Origin of the sequence: Paraburkholderia sp. GAS448 (assembly GCF_050435685.1) — a bacterium.
Taxonomy (GTDB): Bacteria; Pseudomonadota; Gammaproteobacteria; order Burkholderiales; family Burkholderiaceae; genus Paraburkholderia.
In genome coordinates this window covers 110964-128529 of sequence record NZ_JBNDKT010000025.1, presented here as the reverse complement: position 1 = coordinate 128529, position 17566 = coordinate 110964, and the positions used below count along the sequence as shown (strand labels likewise).

The 17566-nt window shown below is 60.4% G+C and carries 11 protein-coding genes and 1 pseudogene; 7 read left to right on the top strand and 5 right to left on the bottom strand.

Annotation, left to right across the window (positions count from 1 at the left end; translation table 11 throughout):
* Positions 1–461: 461 nt before the first annotated feature.
* Entirely contained in the window at positions 462–1016 is a 555-nt protein-coding gene (locus P3T23_RS33520) for a hypothetical protein (protein ID WP_429320363.1), read from the bottom strand.
* Between the two features lie 207 nt (positions 1017–1223).
* A complete protein-coding gene (locus P3T23_RS33515; protein WP_429320354.1) occupies positions 1224–3014 on the bottom strand; it encodes a SulP family inorganic anion transporter in 1791 nt (596 codons plus the stop codon).
* Between the two features lie 647 nt (positions 3015–3661).
* On the opposite strand from P3T23_RS33515, the gene arcA reads away from it, so the two are divergent.
* From arcA to potE, 5 genes are all read left to right on the top strand, one after another.
* Positions 3662–4915 carry an arginine deiminase gene (arcA, locus tag P3T23_RS33510; RefSeq protein ID WP_429320353.1) on the top strand — a complete coding sequence of 418 codons (1254 nt, stop codon included), beginning with the start codon at positions 3662–3664 and terminating at the stop codon, positions 4913–4915.
* Between the two features lie 63 nt (positions 4916–4978).
* On the top strand, positions 4979–5989 hold the full coding sequence (locus P3T23_RS33505; RefSeq protein WP_429320352.1) for an ornithine carbamoyltransferase: 1011 nt from the start codon (positions 4979–4981) through the stop codon (positions 5987–5989).
* Positions 5990–6086: 97 nt separating this feature from the next.
* Entirely contained in the window at positions 6087–7019 is a 933-nt protein-coding gene (arcC, locus tag P3T23_RS33500; RefSeq protein ID WP_429320351.1) for a carbamate kinase, read from the top strand.
* Positions 7020–7212: 193 nt separating this feature from the next.
* Entirely contained in the window at positions 7213–8688 is a 1476-nt protein-coding gene (gene arcD, locus P3T23_RS33495) for an arginine-ornithine antiporter (RefSeq protein ID WP_429320362.1), read from the top strand.
* A gap of 329 nt (positions 8689–9017) precedes the next feature.
* Positions 9018–11282, top strand: coding sequence for a putrescine-ornithine antiporter (gene potE, locus P3T23_RS33490; RefSeq protein ID WP_429320350.1), 2265 nt, complete (start codon positions 9018–9020; stop codon positions 11280–11282).
* A 92-nt stretch (positions 11283–11374) separates the two neighbouring features.
* On the opposite strand, the gene P3T23_RS33485 is transcribed toward potE, so the two are convergent.
* The 3 genes and pseudogenes from P3T23_RS33485 to P3T23_RS33475 form a co-directional block, all read right to left on the bottom strand.
* On the bottom strand, positions 11375–12796 hold the full coding sequence (locus P3T23_RS33485) for a DUF2252 domain-containing protein (RefSeq protein WP_429320349.1): 1422 nt from the start codon (positions 12794–12796) through the stop codon (positions 11375–11377).
* A gap of 297 nt (positions 12797–13093) precedes the next feature.
* The gene (locus P3T23_RS33480) at positions 13094–13807 is read right to left on the bottom strand and encodes a hypothetical protein (RefSeq protein WP_429320348.1); all 714 of its coding nucleotides are present in this window, start codon (positions 13805–13807) and stop codon (positions 13094–13096) included.
* Positions 13808–14268: 461 nt separating this feature from the next.
* Positions 14269–14618: pseudogene (locus P3T23_RS33475) on the bottom strand (lipid A biosynthesis lauroyl acyltransferase); the annotation flags it as partial.
* 1135 nt (positions 14619–15753) lie between these two features.
* Here P3T23_RS33475 and P3T23_RS33470 point away from each other — a divergent pair.
* Together P3T23_RS33470 and P3T23_RS33465 are read left to right on the top strand one after the other, a co-directional pair.
* The gene (locus P3T23_RS33470) at positions 15754–16845 is read left to right on the top strand and encodes an ATP-binding protein (protein ID WP_429320361.1); all 1092 of its coding nucleotides are present in this window, start codon (positions 15754–15756) and stop codon (positions 16843–16845) included.
* Positions 16845–17474, top strand: a complete 630-nt coding sequence (locus tag P3T23_RS33465; protein WP_429320360.1) for a response regulator transcription factor — start codon at positions 16845–16847, stop codon at positions 17472–17474. The genes P3T23_RS33470 and P3T23_RS33465 overlap by 1 nt, the downstream gene beginning before the upstream one ends.
* Positions 17475–17566 lie beyond the last annotated feature (92 nt).

The window sequence follows — 17566 nt, the reverse complement described above, 5'->3', positions numbered from 1 at the left end:
TCCAGTTCCTTCAGATAGGTCTTGTTATCGAGCTTGTCCGCTCGCGTCCCGTCTCTCTTCTTCTCCTCTTCAGGCACCTTGGACATGATTTCACCCTCCATACCTTCCAGCCGCTGCGGAATTGCGCCCTTCCGCCCACTATCGGCGTCTCGCAAGCACCCGGCAATAGGACTTTAGACCGATGGTCAGTGGGTCGCGGCGGCCCGAATATGTCCGGGTATGCATTTGTGTGCGGTGAACATTGCACAGGCTGGCTCGACGAATCGGTATCCCGTCGCACGCCGTATAACGGAGATTCCGGGCTGCTTGACGGGACAAGGTGAGGAGTATCCAATCTAAAGCCCGTTTACGCCGGACTCGCGATGGCCGCGCTCGGTGTCGCCCTGATCGTGATGGTGAAAGCGCTGGGTGGCTAGCGCTTTCACCCTGCGGGCGATCCTGCGTTGTATCGCTGCGTGGTGTCAGAAGCGGCGGCGGTCTGGGTCCCGCAGCGGGTCGGGACTTTTTTGGGTCTGACGCAAAATGCCCTGATCGTCGAACAGGAAGTTGTAGAGGAGATATGTCACGTTGTTTTCGACGTACCGATACGACCATACTTCCCGATTCGACAAACGGAAATATGAGGTCTCCATGGGCTTGCCGAAATTGATCAGGACATCATTGCGGGTCCATTTGCCGATCTCCGCCCGATAGAACTCGCTTGACTGTAACACCTGCCGCACGTTCACAATCTTTCCGGACGCGTCCACGTCCGCCGCGACTGTCGTCGAACCCATCGGCTGGGTCGGCCACATGAGCCGTTTGCCGCCATTCGGCAAATCATAGACCTCTCGGGGCGGTCCCAGACGGGCGATGATCGCCGACTGGTCCTCGCCAGCCTGGAATTGTTGCCAGGGCTGTGCGCACGCAGCGGCGATCAGCACAGCGGCACAGAGCGCCGAAGCACGCCATACAAGGGCGCGCGCCCCTGTGATCGACGAGACCGACACCCAAACACGTCCAAACCAGGTCGACATGGCTTCCTCCCTTCCCATGTTCAGCCGTCGAAGCTCGTGGCTCGTGGCTCGTCGACCTTTTCGTCGACTGCACGCGTAAAACGTGGACCCGTCGCCTTGGATTCGTCGCAGCACAACATGTCCCGAGTCAGGAAATGCGTGCATCCGCAACCTGGCCGGTAGGTGTGGGAACCTGTGGGCGCTGCCGATCGAAGATCACGGCGTCGATCAGCGCCCCCCGTCCTCCCAGTCCTTCCAGTCCACCTCGTGAGTCGCCAGATAGCGGCTGACGGCTGCGCCCAAGGTCGGAAAAAATGCGACCTCGCCAAGCCGCGCGAACAGACCGAAACGCTTCAGTTTGTCCTTGACCGGGTCCTTCATCTCTGCAACGCACAACTGAATGCCGGCCGCGTGCAGGGTGTCGTCGAGTTCGGCCAGCATGTCGGCGGATGTCACGTCTACGCTGGTGACAGGTTCCGCCGCAACGACAAGCCATCGCACAGGCGTCGGTGATGTATCGACGGCATCCAGCACGCGGTCCTGGAACGACTCGGCGTTGGCGAAAAACAGCGGTGCATCCCAGCGAAACAGGACGAGGCCGGGAATGAGGCGCGCGTCGGGATAGCGCGTGATGTCATGGTAGCCCTTGATACCTTCGGCGCGTCCCAGAATCGCGGAGTACGGTCGCCATGCATCCCACAGAAATTCAATGACGGCAATCACGATGGCAAGGCCGATGCCCTGAATCGCACCCAGCACAGCCACACCGATAGTGCAGACGATTGACAGCCAGAATTCCCACCGCTGTATGCGATAGATTCGTCGTAAATCGACGACCTCGATGAGGCCGATGGCCGATGCGATGACGACAGCAGCCAATGCGCTGTTAGGTAAATTCCGCAGCAGATCTGGCGCCACCATTAGTAGCATGGCAACAGCGAGCGCGCCAACAACTCCAGTCATCTGTGTTCTGGCGCCTGCAGTCTCAGCCACCGGGGTACGGGACGAACTGCTGCTGATCGGGAAGCCCTGGAAGAACCCGGCGGCCAGGTTGGCGAAACCGAGTCCGACCATTTCCTGGTTCGGGTCGACATAGGTACGGGTTCGGGCGGCATAGACACGAGAGAGCACACTGGTGTCGGCAAACGAGACTAGCGCGACAGCGCTTCCGCCGATTACGACAGGAACGATATCGGCTGCGTTGATCCACGGGATAGCGAAACCGGGCAGACCTCTTGGGAGGCTGCCAAGGACCGCAACCCCAGCGCGTGCAGCAAGGTCCAGCATGCCAACGACAATGGTTGCGCCTGCTACGGCGATAAGGATACCCGGCAAGCGCTTGTTGCCCTTGAGCAACAGAATGACCACCAGCGTGGCTGAGCCGACCATGAATGTGGTCCAGTTGGTCTTGCCATCCAGCACCGCATTGCCAATGGCCCACAGGCTTCTGAGCGGTCCCTCTGCCTTGACCGAAAAGCCGAACAGCTTGGGTAGCTGGCTAACCAGGACCGTCAGCGCGATGCCGTTCATGTACCCGTAGCGAATCGGTTTGGAAAGCAGTTCTGTAATGAAGCCAAGACGTGCCACGCCGGCCAGAATACACACCGCTCCTGACACGATCGCCATCATGCCCGCAAGGGCGACTGCGCGATGCGGATCGCCGCCAGAAAGTGGCAGGACGACGGCAAGGATGACGGCGGCCAGAGAAGAATCCGGCCCCAGCACAAGAATCCTGCTTGGTCCGAACAACGCGTAAGCGAGCAGCGGAAAGATGGTCGCATAGAGGCCACAGATGCCCGGTACACCTGACGCCACCGCGTAGGCGATGCCCACGGGCACCAGCATCGTGGTTAACACCAGTCCGGCCACAATGTCGTGCCGCAGCCAGGCCGCCTGGTAACCGCGCAACGTACGAAGTCCCGGCAGCCAGCGGCCCAGGCCAGTCTGATCGGCCGCCTTGACCCGGCGTGCGATTCGGCCTGGTTCCGGAAGCGGGGACGAAAAATCCGGATTGCTCATAAGACCGTGGCCACCTGATAGTCAGCGCAGTTGCGCCGAATGAAAGGCAAGAGTCGAGATACGGGTCTTGACGTTGGCCGCTTCGACGCGACGGGGACACCAGGTACGCAAAACCCCTGATACGGACGCGCCCACTAGCAACTATGCCTGCTTTACCAGTTCGAATCTGGATTGTCAATTAATGCTTTGGTACTCATCGACAGGCGCGACCTGCAGCATCGTCGCCATCGTGCACGCAGTCTCTTGCCGTCGACAGTAAAACCCACCGACCGTGCGATCTGTGATTTGCGTCAATTCTTAAAGCACACTACTATTACAGTGGGGTGCCAGTACAACCATATTTCATATAAGCCCTCTCGCGTCGCGCGCGTCCGACGATCTCGACCAGCGCTGTTATCTGCGCAATACAAATAGAAATAAAAATAAAAATAAAAATAAAAATGCTGAATTTCTTTGGGCTCGGCTACGAGTTGCATTCATTGCGACTACTTTGCTCGGGGCCTGCTATTCGACACGGCAAAGCGGACGTCCGGGGCGGCATTCGCATTTGCCAGAGAAACTGTCATCCGGGTCGTTGAACGCAGCGTTGTTTGCCGCGCCGGAAACCCGCCCGGCCTTTCTCGCCCTCCCAATTCAGGAGACGCATGATGAGCACGGAGAGGATCAACCTCGGGGTTCATTCCGAGGCGGGCAAGCTGCGCAAGGTGATGGTGTGTTCGCCGGGACTGGCGCACCAGCGTCTGACGCCCGGAAACTGCGACGAACTGCTTTTTGACGACGTGATCTGGGTCGGTCAGGCCAAGCGCGATCATTTCGATTTTGTGACAAAGATGCGCGAACGCGGCGTTGAAGTCGTCGAGATGCACAATCTGCTTACCGAGACCGTTAAAAACCCCGAAGCGCGAACGTGGATCCTCGAGCGTAAGATCCGCCCGAACACGACTGGCGTGGACCTCGCCGGCGAGGTGGTGAGCTGGCTCGACGGTCTTGAACCGCGCCGGCTCGCAGAGTTCCTGATCGGTGGGGTGGTCGTAGAAGACATTCCGGATTCCGAACACAGCAATACGCTGAAGATGTTCCGCGAGTACCTCGGATACTCCAGTTTCGTGGTTCCGCCCCTGCCCAATAGCATGTTTACGCGCGACACGACGTGCTGGATCTACGGCGGCGTCTCGCTGAACCCGATGTACTGGCCGGCACGCCGCCAGGAAACGCTGCTCGCCGCCGCCATTTACAGGTTCCATCCCGACTTCGCCGGTGCGAAGTTCGAGACCTGGTACGGCGACCCCGACGTCGATCACGGATTCTCCACACTCGAAGGCGGCGATGTGATGCCGGTCGGAAAAGGCGTGCTCCTCGTTGGCATGGGCGAGCGCACGAGCCGGCAGGCAATCGGTGAACTTGCCCAGTCGCTGTTCGCCAAGGGCGCGGTTGAACGGATCATCGTGGCGGGCCTGCCAAAATCGCGGGCAGCGATGCACCTCGATACGGTGTTCACATTCTGCGATCGCGACCTGGTCACGATCTATCCGGACGTCGTGAAGGAAATCGTGGCCTTTACCGTGCGTCCGGACGACGCAAGTCCATCCAGGCTCCATGTGACGCACGAGGAAAAGCCGTTCATGGACGTGGTAGCCGAAGCACTGGGGCTGACCAAGCTGCGGGTTGTGCAGACGGGGGGAAACCGTTTCGCCGCCGAGCGCGAGCAATGGGACGACGGCAACAACGTCGTATGTATCGAACCCGGCGTGGTAATCGGCTACGACCGCAACACTTACACCAATACGCTGCTTCGCAAGGCCGGCGTCGAAGTCATCACGATCACGGCAAGCGAACTAGGGCGCGGCCGCGGTGGTGGCCATTGCATGACCTGCCCGATCATCCGCGATCCGGTCGACTAATGGATTGGAGATGGCCCGCCCCTCTACCGCAACGCAACATCGACTCTACATCCGAGGACCATCATGGCTTTCAATCTGCACAACCGGAATCTTCTTAGTCTGATGCATCACTCGAACCGTGAGTTGCGTTACCTGCTCGACCTCTCACGTGACCTGAAACGTGCCAAATACACGGGTACGGAACAACAGCATCTGAAGGGCGTCAATATCGCACTCATCTTCGAAAAAACCTCGACGCGCACCCGCTGTGCGTTCGAAGTCGCCGCCTACGACCAGGGCGCAAACGTGACGTATATCGATCCGAACTCCTCGCAGATTGGACACAAGGAGAGCATGAAAGATACGGCGCGCGTACTCGGACGCATGTACGACGCGATCGAGTATCGGGGGTATAGCCAGGAGATCGTCGAGGAACTGGCCCAGTATGCGAACGTGCCGGTGTTCAACGGCCTGACCGATGAGTACCACCCTACCCAGATGCTTGCCGATGTGCTGACCATGCGGGAGCACAGCGACAAGCCGTTGACTTCCATCAGCTACGCGTATCTCGGCGACGCCCGCAACAACATGGGCAATTCACTGCTTCTGATCGGCGCGAAGCTCGGCATGGATGTGCGCATAGCGGCACCGAAGACGCGTTGGCCGCATGAAGAGCACATCGCGACATGCAGCAAGTTCGCCGAAGAAAGCGGCGCGCGCATCACGGTGACGGAGGACGCCAGGGCCGCCGTTAAAGGGGTGGATTTCGTGCACACGGATGTGTGGGTTTCGATGGGCGAGCCGGTGGAGGCATGGGGCGAGCGAATCGGGGAACTGCTGCCGTACCAGGTGAACATGGAACTCATGAAGGCCACGGGGAATGCCCAGGCCAGGTTCATGCATTGCCTGCCTGCGTTTCACAACAGCGAAACTGCGGTCGGCAAGAAGATTGCCGCCCAGTATCCGGCGCTTGCCAATGGTATCGAAGTCACCGAGGAGGTATTCGAGTCTCCGCTGAACATTGCATTCGAGCAGGCGGAAAACCGCATGCATACCATCAAGGCCATCCTCGTGTCGACGCTCGCCGAGATCTGACTGGCGAGCTGTCGTACGACGCCGGCTGGCGCGCGGGCGCAGGCATTTCCGATGCCCGCGCAGCACGCCGCCGGGAATACAACAGACGAGGTGGATCATGCGAATTGTGATTGCATTGGGCGGCAACGCGTTGCTGCGCCGCGGCGAACCATTGACGGCGGAAAACCAGCGCGAAAACGTACGGACCGCGGCACAGCAGATCGCGCAGATTGCTACCGACCATGAACTGGTCATAGCACATGGCAACGGCCCGCAGGTGGGTCTGCTGGCGCTTCAGGGCGCGGCGTACAAGGATGTCGCGTCGTATCCGCTCGACGTGCTCGGAGCCCAGACGGAAGGCATGATCGGGTATCTGATCGAACAGGAACTGGGTAACCTGCTGCCCTACGAGGTGCCGTTCGCGACCATTCTGACCCAGGTCGAAGTCGACCCGCACGACCCGGCCTTTCAGCACCCGACCAAGCCGATTGGCCCGGTCTACAGCAAGGAGGAAGCGGAGCGCCTTGCGAAGGAGAAAGGCTGGGCCATCGCACCGGACGGCGACCGCTTCCGCCGCGTCGTGGCCAGCCCGCGCCCGAAACACATCTTCGAAATCCGGCCGGTCAAATGGTTGCTCGAACACGGCACCATCGTAATTTGCGCGGGCGGCGGCGGTATCCCGACGATGTACGACGACAAACACAAGCTTCTCGGCGTGGAAGCCGTCATCGACAAGGACCTGTGCTCGGCACTGCTCGCCGAAGAACTCGAAGCTGACATGCTGATCATCGCCACCGATGTCGACGCGGTCTTCGTGGACTGGGACAAGCCCACGCGCAAGGCGGTTTTTGAAGCCCATCCGGACGAACTGGAGAAACTGGGCTTCGCCGCCGGATCCATGGGACCGAAAGTGGCGGCTGCGATCGGCTTCGCCCGCAACACGGGAAAGGATGCGGCGATCGGCGCACTGTCGGACATCGTCGCCATTACGGAGCATCGCGCAGGAACACGCGTGAGCACCGCGGCCCAGGGTCTCCGATATCGGGAATAACGGGGCTTAACGCGCAAGCGAAGATCGTGTACTCGCGCAGGCGGCCGCTATCGACCGCCTGACCGGGGGATGCTGGATACGAGAAGTGGCTTTTGCGGACATTCGTAGCCGCCTGACGAGGCGTTTCACGGAAGGCGATCACGTGAGTCGCGTCCACGCTGAGGCGCTCAATTAAAGGAGATGTGCCGTGTCCATTCCAAAATCTTCGCCCGCGCCCGGATCGGCGCCCGCATCGGCATCGGCATCTGCATCGTCGAACAAGCTCAGGCTCGGTGCGCTGATTGCACTGGTCGTCGGGTCGATGGTCGGGGGAGGCATCTTCTCCCTGCCACAGAATATGGCTGTCAGCGCCGATGTAGGCGCTATTCTCATCGGCTGGGCCATCACCGCTATCGGGATGCTCACGCTTGCGTTCGTATTCCAGACGCTTGCCAACCGGAAACCCGAACTCGATGGCGGCGTCTATGCATACGCGAAAGCGGGCTTCGGCGATTACATGGGCTTCGGTTCCGCGTGGGGTTACTGGATCAGCGCCTGGCTTGGCAACGTAGGATATTTCGTCCTGCTCTTCAGCACCGCTGGCTATTTCTTTCCAGTGTTCGGCGAGGGGAACACGCCGATCGCCATCGTCTGCTCATCGGTACTGCTTTGGGGGGTGCATTTCCTCGTTTTGCGCGGCATCAAGGAAGCCGCGTTCATCAATCTGGTGACAACGGTTGCGAAGATAGTGCCGCTATGCGTATTCATCGTGCTCTGCGTGTTCGCGTTCAGTTCTAAAACGTTCTCGGCTGACTTCTGGGGCCTGCATAACCCCAAGCTTGGCAGCGTCACCAACCAGGTACGGAACATGATGCTGGTGACGGTGTGGGTATTCGTCGGCATCGAGGGCGCGAGCATCTTCTCGGCACGGGCCGAGCACCGCACGGACGTGGGCAAGGCAACCGTGATCGGCTTCGCTGGCGTGCTCCTTATACTGATGCTCGTGAACCTCCTGTCGCTCGGCGTCATGACGCAACCGGAACTGGCGGCCCTGAAGAACCCATCGATGGCTGGTGTGCTCGAACGCGTCGTGGGCCATTGGGGTGCCATTCTGGTCAGCGTCGGACTGGTTATCTCGCTTGCGGGTGCGTTGCTGTCATGGGTCCTGTTGTGCGCGGAAATCATTTTTTCGGCGGCGCGCGACCATACGATGCCGGGTTTCCTGCATAAGGAAAACGCGAAGGGTGTCCCTGCCAACGCACTCTGGCTCACGAACGGAATGATTCAGGTCTTTCTGGTGATTACGCTGTTTTCGAAGGGCACCTACCTGTCTCTGATCTATCTGGCGACATCGATGATTCTGCTTCCGTACTTCTGGTCCGCCGCTTACGCGTTGCTGATCGCGGTACGCGGCGAAACATACGAGCTCGCAAGCCGGCAACGCCGCAATGACATGGTCATAGCGGCTATCGCGGTGATCTACGCAATATGGCTTCTGTACGCCGGCGGCCTCAAATACGTGCTGCTGTCGGCGCTTCTATACGCGCCCGGCGTGCTGCTGTTTTACAAGGCGAAGCGCGAGATTGGGCAGCCGGTATTTACCCATGTGGAGAAGGGTATCTTCGCGGCAGTGATGATCGGCGCCGTCATTGCCGCATTTGGTTTGTATAAGGGCTTTCTCACGCTCTGATTGATGGAGGACCAGGATAAGCGTGGAAACGACCAGATTCGGCGCTCATTCCAAAGAAGGCAAACCGTATCAGATCAGGATGCGTTCGCCTGGGCGTGGTCATCAGCGTCTTACGGCTGCTGTTTGATGACGTAGTCGTCAAACAGCAGGACACACGAAGCGCTTTGGGTGGCTGATTCAACATGTGGACGCTTGCTTAACCGCGATCGGCCGGTCGCGCATCACCTCGCCGGGTAGGGCGTGCGTGGATTGGGGCGCTGTGCTGGACGACATTGATGACGGTCATCCACCGAACAGGCAATACGGAATCCTTATCAGGAGTGGATGCCATGTCTGCACAGAAAAAGAAGATGAACGTCGTTCAACTGACGTTCATCGTCACAGTGAACATGATGGGCTCAGGCATCATCATGCTGCCCGCCAACATGGCCAAGGTCGGGGCAATCTCATTGCTATCGTGGGTTGTGACGGCGGTGGGTTCGATGGCGATTGCCTATGGCTTCGCTCAGGCCGGCATCCTCAATCAGCGCGCCGGCGGCATGGCCGCCTACGCCGAGGACGCTTACGGCAAGCCCGGGTACTTCCAGGTGTTTTTCCTCTACTTTCTGTCGGTCGCCATCGCGAATGTGGCGGTCGCGAGTTCCGCACTGGGATATCTCGCGGCGTTCTTTCCGGGCCTCACCGGTTCTCCGACCGCCACCGCCATTGGCGTGATCGGCCTGCTGTGGCTCACCACCGTCGCGAACTTCGGTGGACCGAAGCTGACTGGGCAGATCGGCTCAGTGACAGTGTGGGGAGTCATCCTCCCCGTCGGGTTCATCTCCGTCGCCGGCTGGTTCTGGTTCCACGGCGGCACCTTCGCGGCCGCGTGGAACCCGAAGGGAATGCGGCTCGTGGAAGGCATGGGTTCGAGCATCTCGCTCACCCTGTGGGCGTTCCTCGGGATGGAGTCGGCGGTGCAGAACTCGTCAGCAGTCGAGAATCCGAAGCGCGACGTGCCGCTGGCCAGCCTGTTCGGGACGCTAGGCGCGGCGGTGATCTACATTCTGTCGACTGCGGTGATCCAGGGCATCGTGCCCAACGCCGATCTGGTGAAGTCCACCGGGCCGTTCGGACTCGCGTATGCACACATGTTCACCCCGCTAGTGGGCGACATCGTGATGGCACTTGCAGCGATGGCGTGTGTGGGATCCCTGCTGGGTTGGCAGTTCACGCTTGCCCAGACGGCGAAGGACGCGGCAGACAGCAACATGTTCCCTGCTGTATTTGGCAAGGCGAACCGCATGGGCGCACCGATTACCGGGATGGTCATCATGGGGGTGCTGCAGTCGCTGATGGCGCTGTCGACGATTTCGCCGAACCTGAGTGAGCAGTTCGAGGCGCTCGTCAACCTTGCTGTGGTGACCAATGTGCTGCCGTATATCGTCTCGCTGTCGGCCCTGTTCGTGATGATGCGCAATGCAGGTACGGAACCGGCCGTGTACCGGCGCAACACGGTCGTGACCGCCGTGGCGATGTTGTACTCCGTGTACGCGCTCTATGCCGCCGGCAAGGATGCCGTACTCGGCGGAATGCTTGTGATGGCGATCGGTTACGTGATCTTCGGCTTTATCGCGCCGCGTTTCACGAACCAGCGCGGCATTGCGCGTGCGGCTTCGGTGTCCGGCACCGCAGCACTCGTGGCCGCGATCGCCATGGCGGCCGCCTTCGCGCCGCCGCGGGCGCATGCGGCTGGCGCCGCCGCCGTGACGATTGCGCCGGCGGGCAACCTCGCGCGGATCAAGCAGTCGGGCAGAGTCGCCCTCGGCTATGTCAATGACGCGCGACCGTTCGCGTATCGGGACGATGCGGGTCATGCCGCAGGCTACGCCGTGGCCCTCTGCCAGAAGATTGCCGACCAGGTCAAAAGCGCACTCGGACTCTCCACGCTGGCTACGGAGTGGGTGCCAGTTACCGGCAGCGACCGCTTTCGTGCCGTGCAGGATCGGCGCATCGATCTGCTGTGCGGCGACGCCGACACGCTGACCGCCCGAAAGGAGATCGCGTTCTCGATTCCAGTTTACCCCGGTGGCATCGGGGCGATTCTCCGAGCGGACGCGCCCACCGGCCTGAAGGAAATACTAAGCGGCGCGCAGACCCCAGCTCACCCGCTCTGGCGCGCTGCGCCGGCGCAGCTCCTGTCGAAGCAGACCTTTGCCGTGGTGGCGGGTTCACCCACCGCGCGTTGGTTTGCCGGAAAACTTGCATCCTTTGATATCACCGTTACGCTCACTCCAGTCTCCGGCATTGACGCTGGCGTGCGGGCGGTGCTCGAACGCAAGGTGAATGTCTTCTTCGCAGAACGCGCCCTTCTGTTATCGAAGGCCAGGAGCGACCCCTCGGCGGGTGATCTGACGGTACTCGATCGCCACTTCACGTATCTTCCTGTCGCCATCGGGATGCCTCGGGGAGACGAAGACCTGCGTCTGCTGGTCGACCGGATACTCAGCCAGGCATTCGTGTCCGCGGATTTTCGCGCGCTGTACGCAACCTGGTTTGGCGAGCCAGACGAAGACGTTGAGCGATTCTTCCGGTTGAGCGCATTGCCGGAGTGAACGTAGATGGCGATCACGTCACCTTGCACGATCGCTGGACGCCTTCCAGTCTCCTGGTGTGTATCCCCATGAAGTATCGACCACGTCCCTGGCTAATCCTCTATCTTCGCCTGAACCCTCCCCTCCCTGATCGCGTGGACGAATTCCCGATAGTCACGCCGGTTCTGGGTACTGTAGTCCGTCGCGAATTCGGTAATCGCGTCGTCGAAGGTCTGCCCGGAACCCATGTACCCGGCGATCATTGCCGCATCACCCGAGCGGGCGTGCGCACGGGCCAGGGCGTGCGCGCACATCCGCCCGTACTGCCGTAACATCCCCGCTTCCCAGTCCTCGATCACTGCGGACATTTTCATGTCGCGAAGCTGACGGAGATAGAAATCGCGGCCGTTCTTCCCCCGGGTCCATCCGAGGAACACATCGCTCGCAGCCTGCATGATGCGCTGGCCCGCTATGACACGCTGGCCATGATTGGCATGCAGGCTCTTCCCTGCATAGGGTTCGAGTACCGAAGCGCGCGCCTCCTTGACCTGCAGGAAGAGCGGGTCGTTGTCCGCCGCCATGAAGAGGCCCACGCCGCACATCGTACCGACGCTGCCGACGCCGACCACCTTTATGGCCATATCGACAAAGTGAAACCTGTCGAACAGCACCCGTACATGCTCGGCCAGGCTCTCGCGATACGAGACAATGGCTTCGGCGTATCCCGACTCCAGACCCGGAGCCTGTCCTTCTGTCGGATGGAAGATCAGCGGTGGCTCGTCCTTGATCCTTGGCTTGATCCCTTCCTGCGAGACGAGTTTCGGATACAGAAAATCAGGCACTGTCTTGCGCCTTTCCGCTTCGATCCGCTCCGCGAGCCGCTTGCGCGCCGCTTCTACAATGGCCGGATCGCCCGAGCGATCCTTATACTTTTGCAGGTCGATTTTGTCGTACCAGACATCCAGCACCCGCATCCCGGCGTAATCGTGCATCCGTTCGCGGTATTCGCGAACGAGATCCATGGTCGCCCGTGCTGTGTCGCTGTGGGGCAGCGCCAGATGCTGCGCTGCGATCACCACACTGGCGGCAAGCCGCTTGAGATCCCACTCAAACGGTGCCGGCAGCGTTTCGTCGAGATCGTTGATGTCGAAGATCACGTTGCGCTCCGGCGTCGCGAAGCCGCCGAAGTTCATCAGGTGCGCATCGCCACACGCCTGAACACGGATTCCGCTTGCAGGTGTCATGGAAAGGTCGGCGGCCATCAGTGCGGCCGCACCGCGATAAAACGCAAACGGCGACGCGGACATGCGCCCGAAGCGGATCGGGATCAGCTCCATCATGCGGCCTTCGTTGGATGCGATCAGGATCTCGACCGGGTCACGGCGATCCGTGGCGGGCTTCCATCCCGCCTGCGACACCCGCGGTACCGTGTCGCGCAGCGCCCGTCCTTGCGCCGCGCGTTCATCAGCGGTGAGGTAAGGGGTTTCTGTTCGAAGCTCGGCACTTGAGTGCTTGCGCGTAACGGCTTTGTCCATGACTATCCCCTTTCTGCATTTGCTGGCGCGAACTACTGCATGTTCGAGAGGCCGACGCTCGATGCCGAGCGATCTTTACGCTTCCGCGACTGTGTTGTCGGGAGTCGGACCTGCCATTGATGCCGTTTGCAACCTAGATCTGGCCTGCGTTGCCCCCGAGTCGGCGGGGGCCGTGGTGCCATCTCAGCCGAGGCCACCCACGATGGCGGCCATGCCGACGATGACTAGCGCGCCGATGGCTGCACGGACATTGTCACTTGCGGTGGCATCGTCACGCTGCATCGCGTCGCAGGCGCCTTAGCTATGTCTCGTCCATGCGGACAAAACACCACAGCGCCGGAAGAATAGTATGGCGGTCGAACCTTTAACCTTGTCCTCCTCCACGCGCATTCCGACCGCGCCAGTGGCCTGCACATCGCGCAGCAGTGCGATCGCCCGCAGGAACTCCGGATCCGCCTCCCGTGTCATCCCTGCAGCCGTTGAGCGATTGCGCACGCCGTTGAGCGATTCCACCGTCATGCCCAACAGAAAGTCCGCCGCGTAGCCGCTCTGGAGCAGGAAGAAGATGTTCTTGGGATCGATCGGCTCGAGCAACCCGCGCAGGAATTTCTGCCCGGTTGTCGGTGTATACGTGATGGTGGGCCGGTCCGTATAAACGCCTTGTACTCCCGCCGCAAGGAAATTGCCTTGCACCGCTCTCTCCGTCGAAAGGGTGCCGTTCACCGATACACCGGTTTGCAGCGAGTAACCACTGACAACGGACGCCACGTCCACGAATACCGGCAGATCCAGATAGCGCAGCTTGACGATATTCAGCAGCGTTTGCTGTTTCCAGGAGTCGGCGATCGCCGCGCTATAGTCGAAGCGGTCCGCAACAATAGTTGTGGGACCGAGCGATGTGCAACCCGAAAGTAGCGCGCACACCGCGAGGCACACGCGAAAGTGCCGGGTGACCTGGCGAGCGGGGTCGCCAGAGCTACTGTCGGACCCCTTGTGACGTACCGAATCCATGGCTATCCGGGTTCCCAGCGTATTCGTTGATCAAATGCTGCTCGTCTTCCCAAATCGGAATCGGCTTCCATCCTGAGAGCCCCGTCGCTGCATGCGCCGGACCCGCCCATAATGCACTTGCACGGTGGTGGGATTCGAGGCGTGATCCCATCACAACGACGGCATGGGTGGCTTGCACCGCCGCGGCCTGCCTCACGGCGAGCACCGCACATGCAATTGCTTTTCAATGCCGCGTGTCGCCTTCCAAAATGAAATCGGTAAGCTGGTAGATCAGGCGCAAGTTTCCGAGGCTTCGAGCGCTACCCACGCACCGACGCTCGGGTAGCCACGCCTCCCTTGAACTCATAATCGAATCGGTCTACCGAGTAATTGATTCAGAACGCGACAATCTTGCCCAGAATTGCGAGGTAACGTCGACGTACTATCCTTATAGGCACCAGAAGAACATCCGCGATTCGCGCAACCTCGGTCACGAATGGTACGACTCGCTCATGGCTCAGCCTTGCAAGTCGCGAAACGAGAGTGGGCGTGCAGGCGGGGACGCCAACGACAGGAACAAGAACAGAGTTGTCAGCACCATGATCCATATCCGCCGCGAGCATGACGGGTGTTCCTGAGCGCAGTAGACCTACAATCTTCCTCGCGCTCGTTGCGCGTTCAATCATCTTTGCGACAAACCTGCCGTGTTGCCGCCTGGCGAGGTCGCACAGGCGTGTATTCGACATGTGTGTATACAAGGAGGCCGCAGGCTGGCGCATCGAGTAAAGGATGCACCGACCTCGATGGCCGCGAAGTTAAAGCCCATCGAAATGGCAAACGAGTCACGGACCCGGTGCAGTAGACCGAGCGGGCGCACGCAGCATCGACATGGCGTCGTTGAATACGTCTCACATATGATCACCGCTTTCAGACTAGTACATCTTGCAGCAAGTAGTCACGGGAAATTCGCATGATGACACCTTCTCGACCACAGCGATCATTGGCGCTCCTGGATCGGTCGGCACAGCATCGACCAGTAAGATCGCTAGCGATATCGCGCGGCGGAATGGAGACGAGCGTCCGTCACTCGACAACTCCACCGCTACGTCGAACTGTATTAATCACTCACTTGAGGTTGACCGCTGTGTGGAGAGGCGAATCGATCAACGCGGGCAGAATGAGTTGCTACGCCCTGATTCGGGGACAGCGATCGTCCATCGTTGAAGCGATTCATGAAGCGTCCGACGAAATCCCGCCGCTGGCGCTGTAACGTATTGCGCCAGGCGGCGGACCCCGCAATCGTGTTGGAGTCCCCGAAAAAAAATGACCGAAATCAAGAATCGCACCGAATAACGGTCTATGTTAACAAGAGAGGCAGAAGCGCAACGCTCACGCCTTCTGGGAGCCGACGCATCAATGCCCGGCACGTTTCACGAATCATTGCTCGATTGACCAGCCGGCTTGCCGGCGTGTAATTCGGTGGGAGGGGCAGATGCGGAATGAATGGCCGCCGCCCTGTTGCAATTGGCACGTTGCCTCTGGATATTCTAAGGCAAAGTACGGAGCGTTCGACCATGAACATCCCCGCGCAGGACCACGGAAATGTGGTGTCGGGAGTCGCGTCCGTTGTCCGGAGGCTCACGAACGCATTGGGTGCCCAACGCGGCGAGCAGGAACGGGGGCCTCCCGCGATGACTGACGGAGTCATCTCGCACGTGCCGGAGAGCGATTCAGCAGCGCGCGAAATCCCTGTTGCACGGCTGCGTGAACGCAGCGCGTCCCCACAGGAGACGATGCGCAGGAAGCAGTCTGGCGCGCAGGCACACAGGCGGCGCGCCGGAACGCGTTTTGGCCGGGCCAGGAGATTGACGGCCGCACTGGCCGGATACGTGCCATGGTCTGGCCGTCGCCTTCAAGGCGCGACTTTCGATCCTGCAGCAGCGGACTTGCTGCCATTGCTAAATTTGATGCCGGGTGCGGTAATCGTCGTCGATGACGATTTCAGGGTTGTCCTTGCCAATGAACCTGCGGTGACACTTTTCGGACATACGGCTTCGGAACTGAGTGACATGTCCTTCGTGCAGTTGTTTCCCCGGATGCCCGAAGACAGCGCGGGAGAGCGATCGGGCAGGTCTGAACCCGGCGCGCCGGATGACGGTCGAGCAGCCTCTTGTGGGCAACGAATGGCCATCGCAAGAAGCAAGGACGGCTCCGAACATACAGTCAGCGTGAAATGCACGCGGTACGGACCGGATGGCGCATCCGCGTGGATCGTGATGATCGCCGACCCGTGCTCGCAGGCGGCGGCCCGTCGGGATGACCAGCAACGTGTCCATTTTTCACGCGTGTCCGAGCTAGGCGACATGGCGGCCGCGCTGGCCCATGAGATCAACCAGCCGCTCACCGCGATCCTGAGCAACGCGCGAGCAGCACAACGATTTCTGGAGTCGACCCCGCAAGACCAGGTCGACTTGCGGGAAGCGTTGGCGGACATCGTGGCCGATAGCTGCCGGGCGACCGAAATCGTGCGCAAGCTGAGGCAGTTCGTCGGGGAGGCTCCCCCTGAAACGCAGCCGCTCGATATGGGAAACCTGGCGCGCGAGGTAGCGCACCTCATGCGTCGCGATGCGCTCGCGCGGGGTGTGCACCTGACGCTGGATATTGCCGGGCAGGTGCCGCTGGTGCACTGCGACAACATCCAGTTGCAACAGGTCTTGATCAACCTGCTGCGGAACGCATTCGATGCGGTAGAGGGATGCCGTGCCGAAGATCGCGTGGTGTCGGTGAAAGTCAGCGCCGCGCCGCAAGGAAAGGGGGTCAGCATTACGGTGAGCGATCGCGGCCCTGGCCTGAACACGGATCAGATCGGCGAGATATTCAAGCCGTTCTTCACGTCGAAGCCGCACGGGATGGGGCTCGGCCTGTCGATCAGCCGCATGATCGTCACCCGGCACGGTGGACACCTGTGGGCCGAAAGCAACAGCGATCGGGGCGCAACGTTTCACCTCCTGCTTCCATCTGCGAGCGCGGCTGCAGTATCCGAGCTGCGTCAATCATGATGAACGGGGTGGCTTCCGTAGTGTTCGTCGTCGATGATGATGAACACGTCCGTACTGCTTTTGCACGGGTCATTCGCTCAGCCGGGTATCGCGTGGAGACGTTCGGAAGCGCGGAGGCGTTTATCGAACGTGCCGATCTCGCCAGCTGCCCCGCCTGTCTACTGCTCGACCTGCAGCTTCCGGATCTGAGCGGACTGGAGTTGCAACATCAACTACATGCCGGGCTGCCCATCATTTTCATTTCGGGGCACGGAGACCTCCATGTGGCCGTCGATGCGATGAAAGCGGGGGCATTGGACTTTCTGTCAAAGCCGGTGAGCGACACCGTCCTGCTCGACGCGATCGAGCGGGCACTAGAGCAGGCACGCCAGATATTCGAATCCCGCGTGGAACTGGCGGACATCCAGAGCCGCATGGATCATCTCACGCCACGCGAACGCGAGGTGATGATGCTCGTGGTGGAAGGCCGTTTGAACAAGCAGGTTGCAAGCGCACTGGGTGCTGCGGAAAAGACGATCAAGATTCATCGCGCACGTGTGATGGAAAAGATGAAAGCCGGTTCGATTGTCGAGCTGGTTCGTCTTGCGGACAAGGCCAGCTCCGCCCCGCCGACGGACGCCGGCAGCTAGCCGGAGGCCTTGTCGAGCGTCCGACTTTCGCATGACCCGGCTCAGCGTGGTTTTATCTCGTTCGAGTCCTCGCCGGAGCGTCAAGTCGCGCC

What these genes read in the sequence shown, in the direction of transcription:
- P3T23_RS33520 (WP_429320363.1), bottom strand. Translation starts at nt 1,016, where the DNA reads ATGTCGACCTGGTTTGGACGTGTTTGGGTGTCGGTCTCGTCGATCACA.
- P3T23_RS33515 (WP_429320354.1), bottom strand. Translation starts at nt 3,014, where the DNA reads ATGAGCAATCCGGATTTTTCGTCCCCGCTTCCGGAACCAGGCCGAATC.
- arcA (WP_429320353.1), top strand. Translation starts at nt 3,662, where the DNA reads ATGAGCACGGAGAGGATCAACCTCGGGGTTCATTCCGAGGCGGGCAAG.
- P3T23_RS33505 (WP_429320352.1), top strand. Translation starts at nt 4,979, where the DNA reads ATGGCTTTCAATCTGCACAACCGGAATCTTCTTAGTCTGATGCATCAC.
- arcC (WP_429320351.1), top strand. Translation starts at nt 6,087, where the DNA reads ATGCGAATTGTGATTGCATTGGGCGGCAACGCGTTGCTGCGCCGCGGC.
- potE (WP_429320350.1), top strand. Translation starts at nt 9,018, where the DNA reads ATGTCTGCACAGAAAAAGAAGATGAACGTCGTTCAACTGACGTTCATC.
- P3T23_RS33485 (WP_429320349.1), bottom strand. Translation starts at nt 12,796, where the DNA reads ATGGACAAAGCCGTTACGCGCAAGCACTCAAGTGCCGAGCTTCGAACA.
- P3T23_RS33480 (WP_429320348.1), bottom strand. Translation starts at nt 13,807, where the DNA reads ATGGATTCGGTACGTCACAAGGGGTCCGACAGTAGCTCTGGCGACCCC.
- P3T23_RS33470 (WP_429320361.1), top strand. Translation starts at nt 15,754, where the DNA reads ATGCCGGGTGCGGTAATCGTCGTCGATGACGATTTCAGGGTTGTCCTT.
- P3T23_RS33465 (WP_429320360.1), top strand. Translation starts at nt 16,845, where the DNA reads ATGAACGGGGTGGCTTCCGTAGTGTTCGTCGTCGATGATGATGAACAC.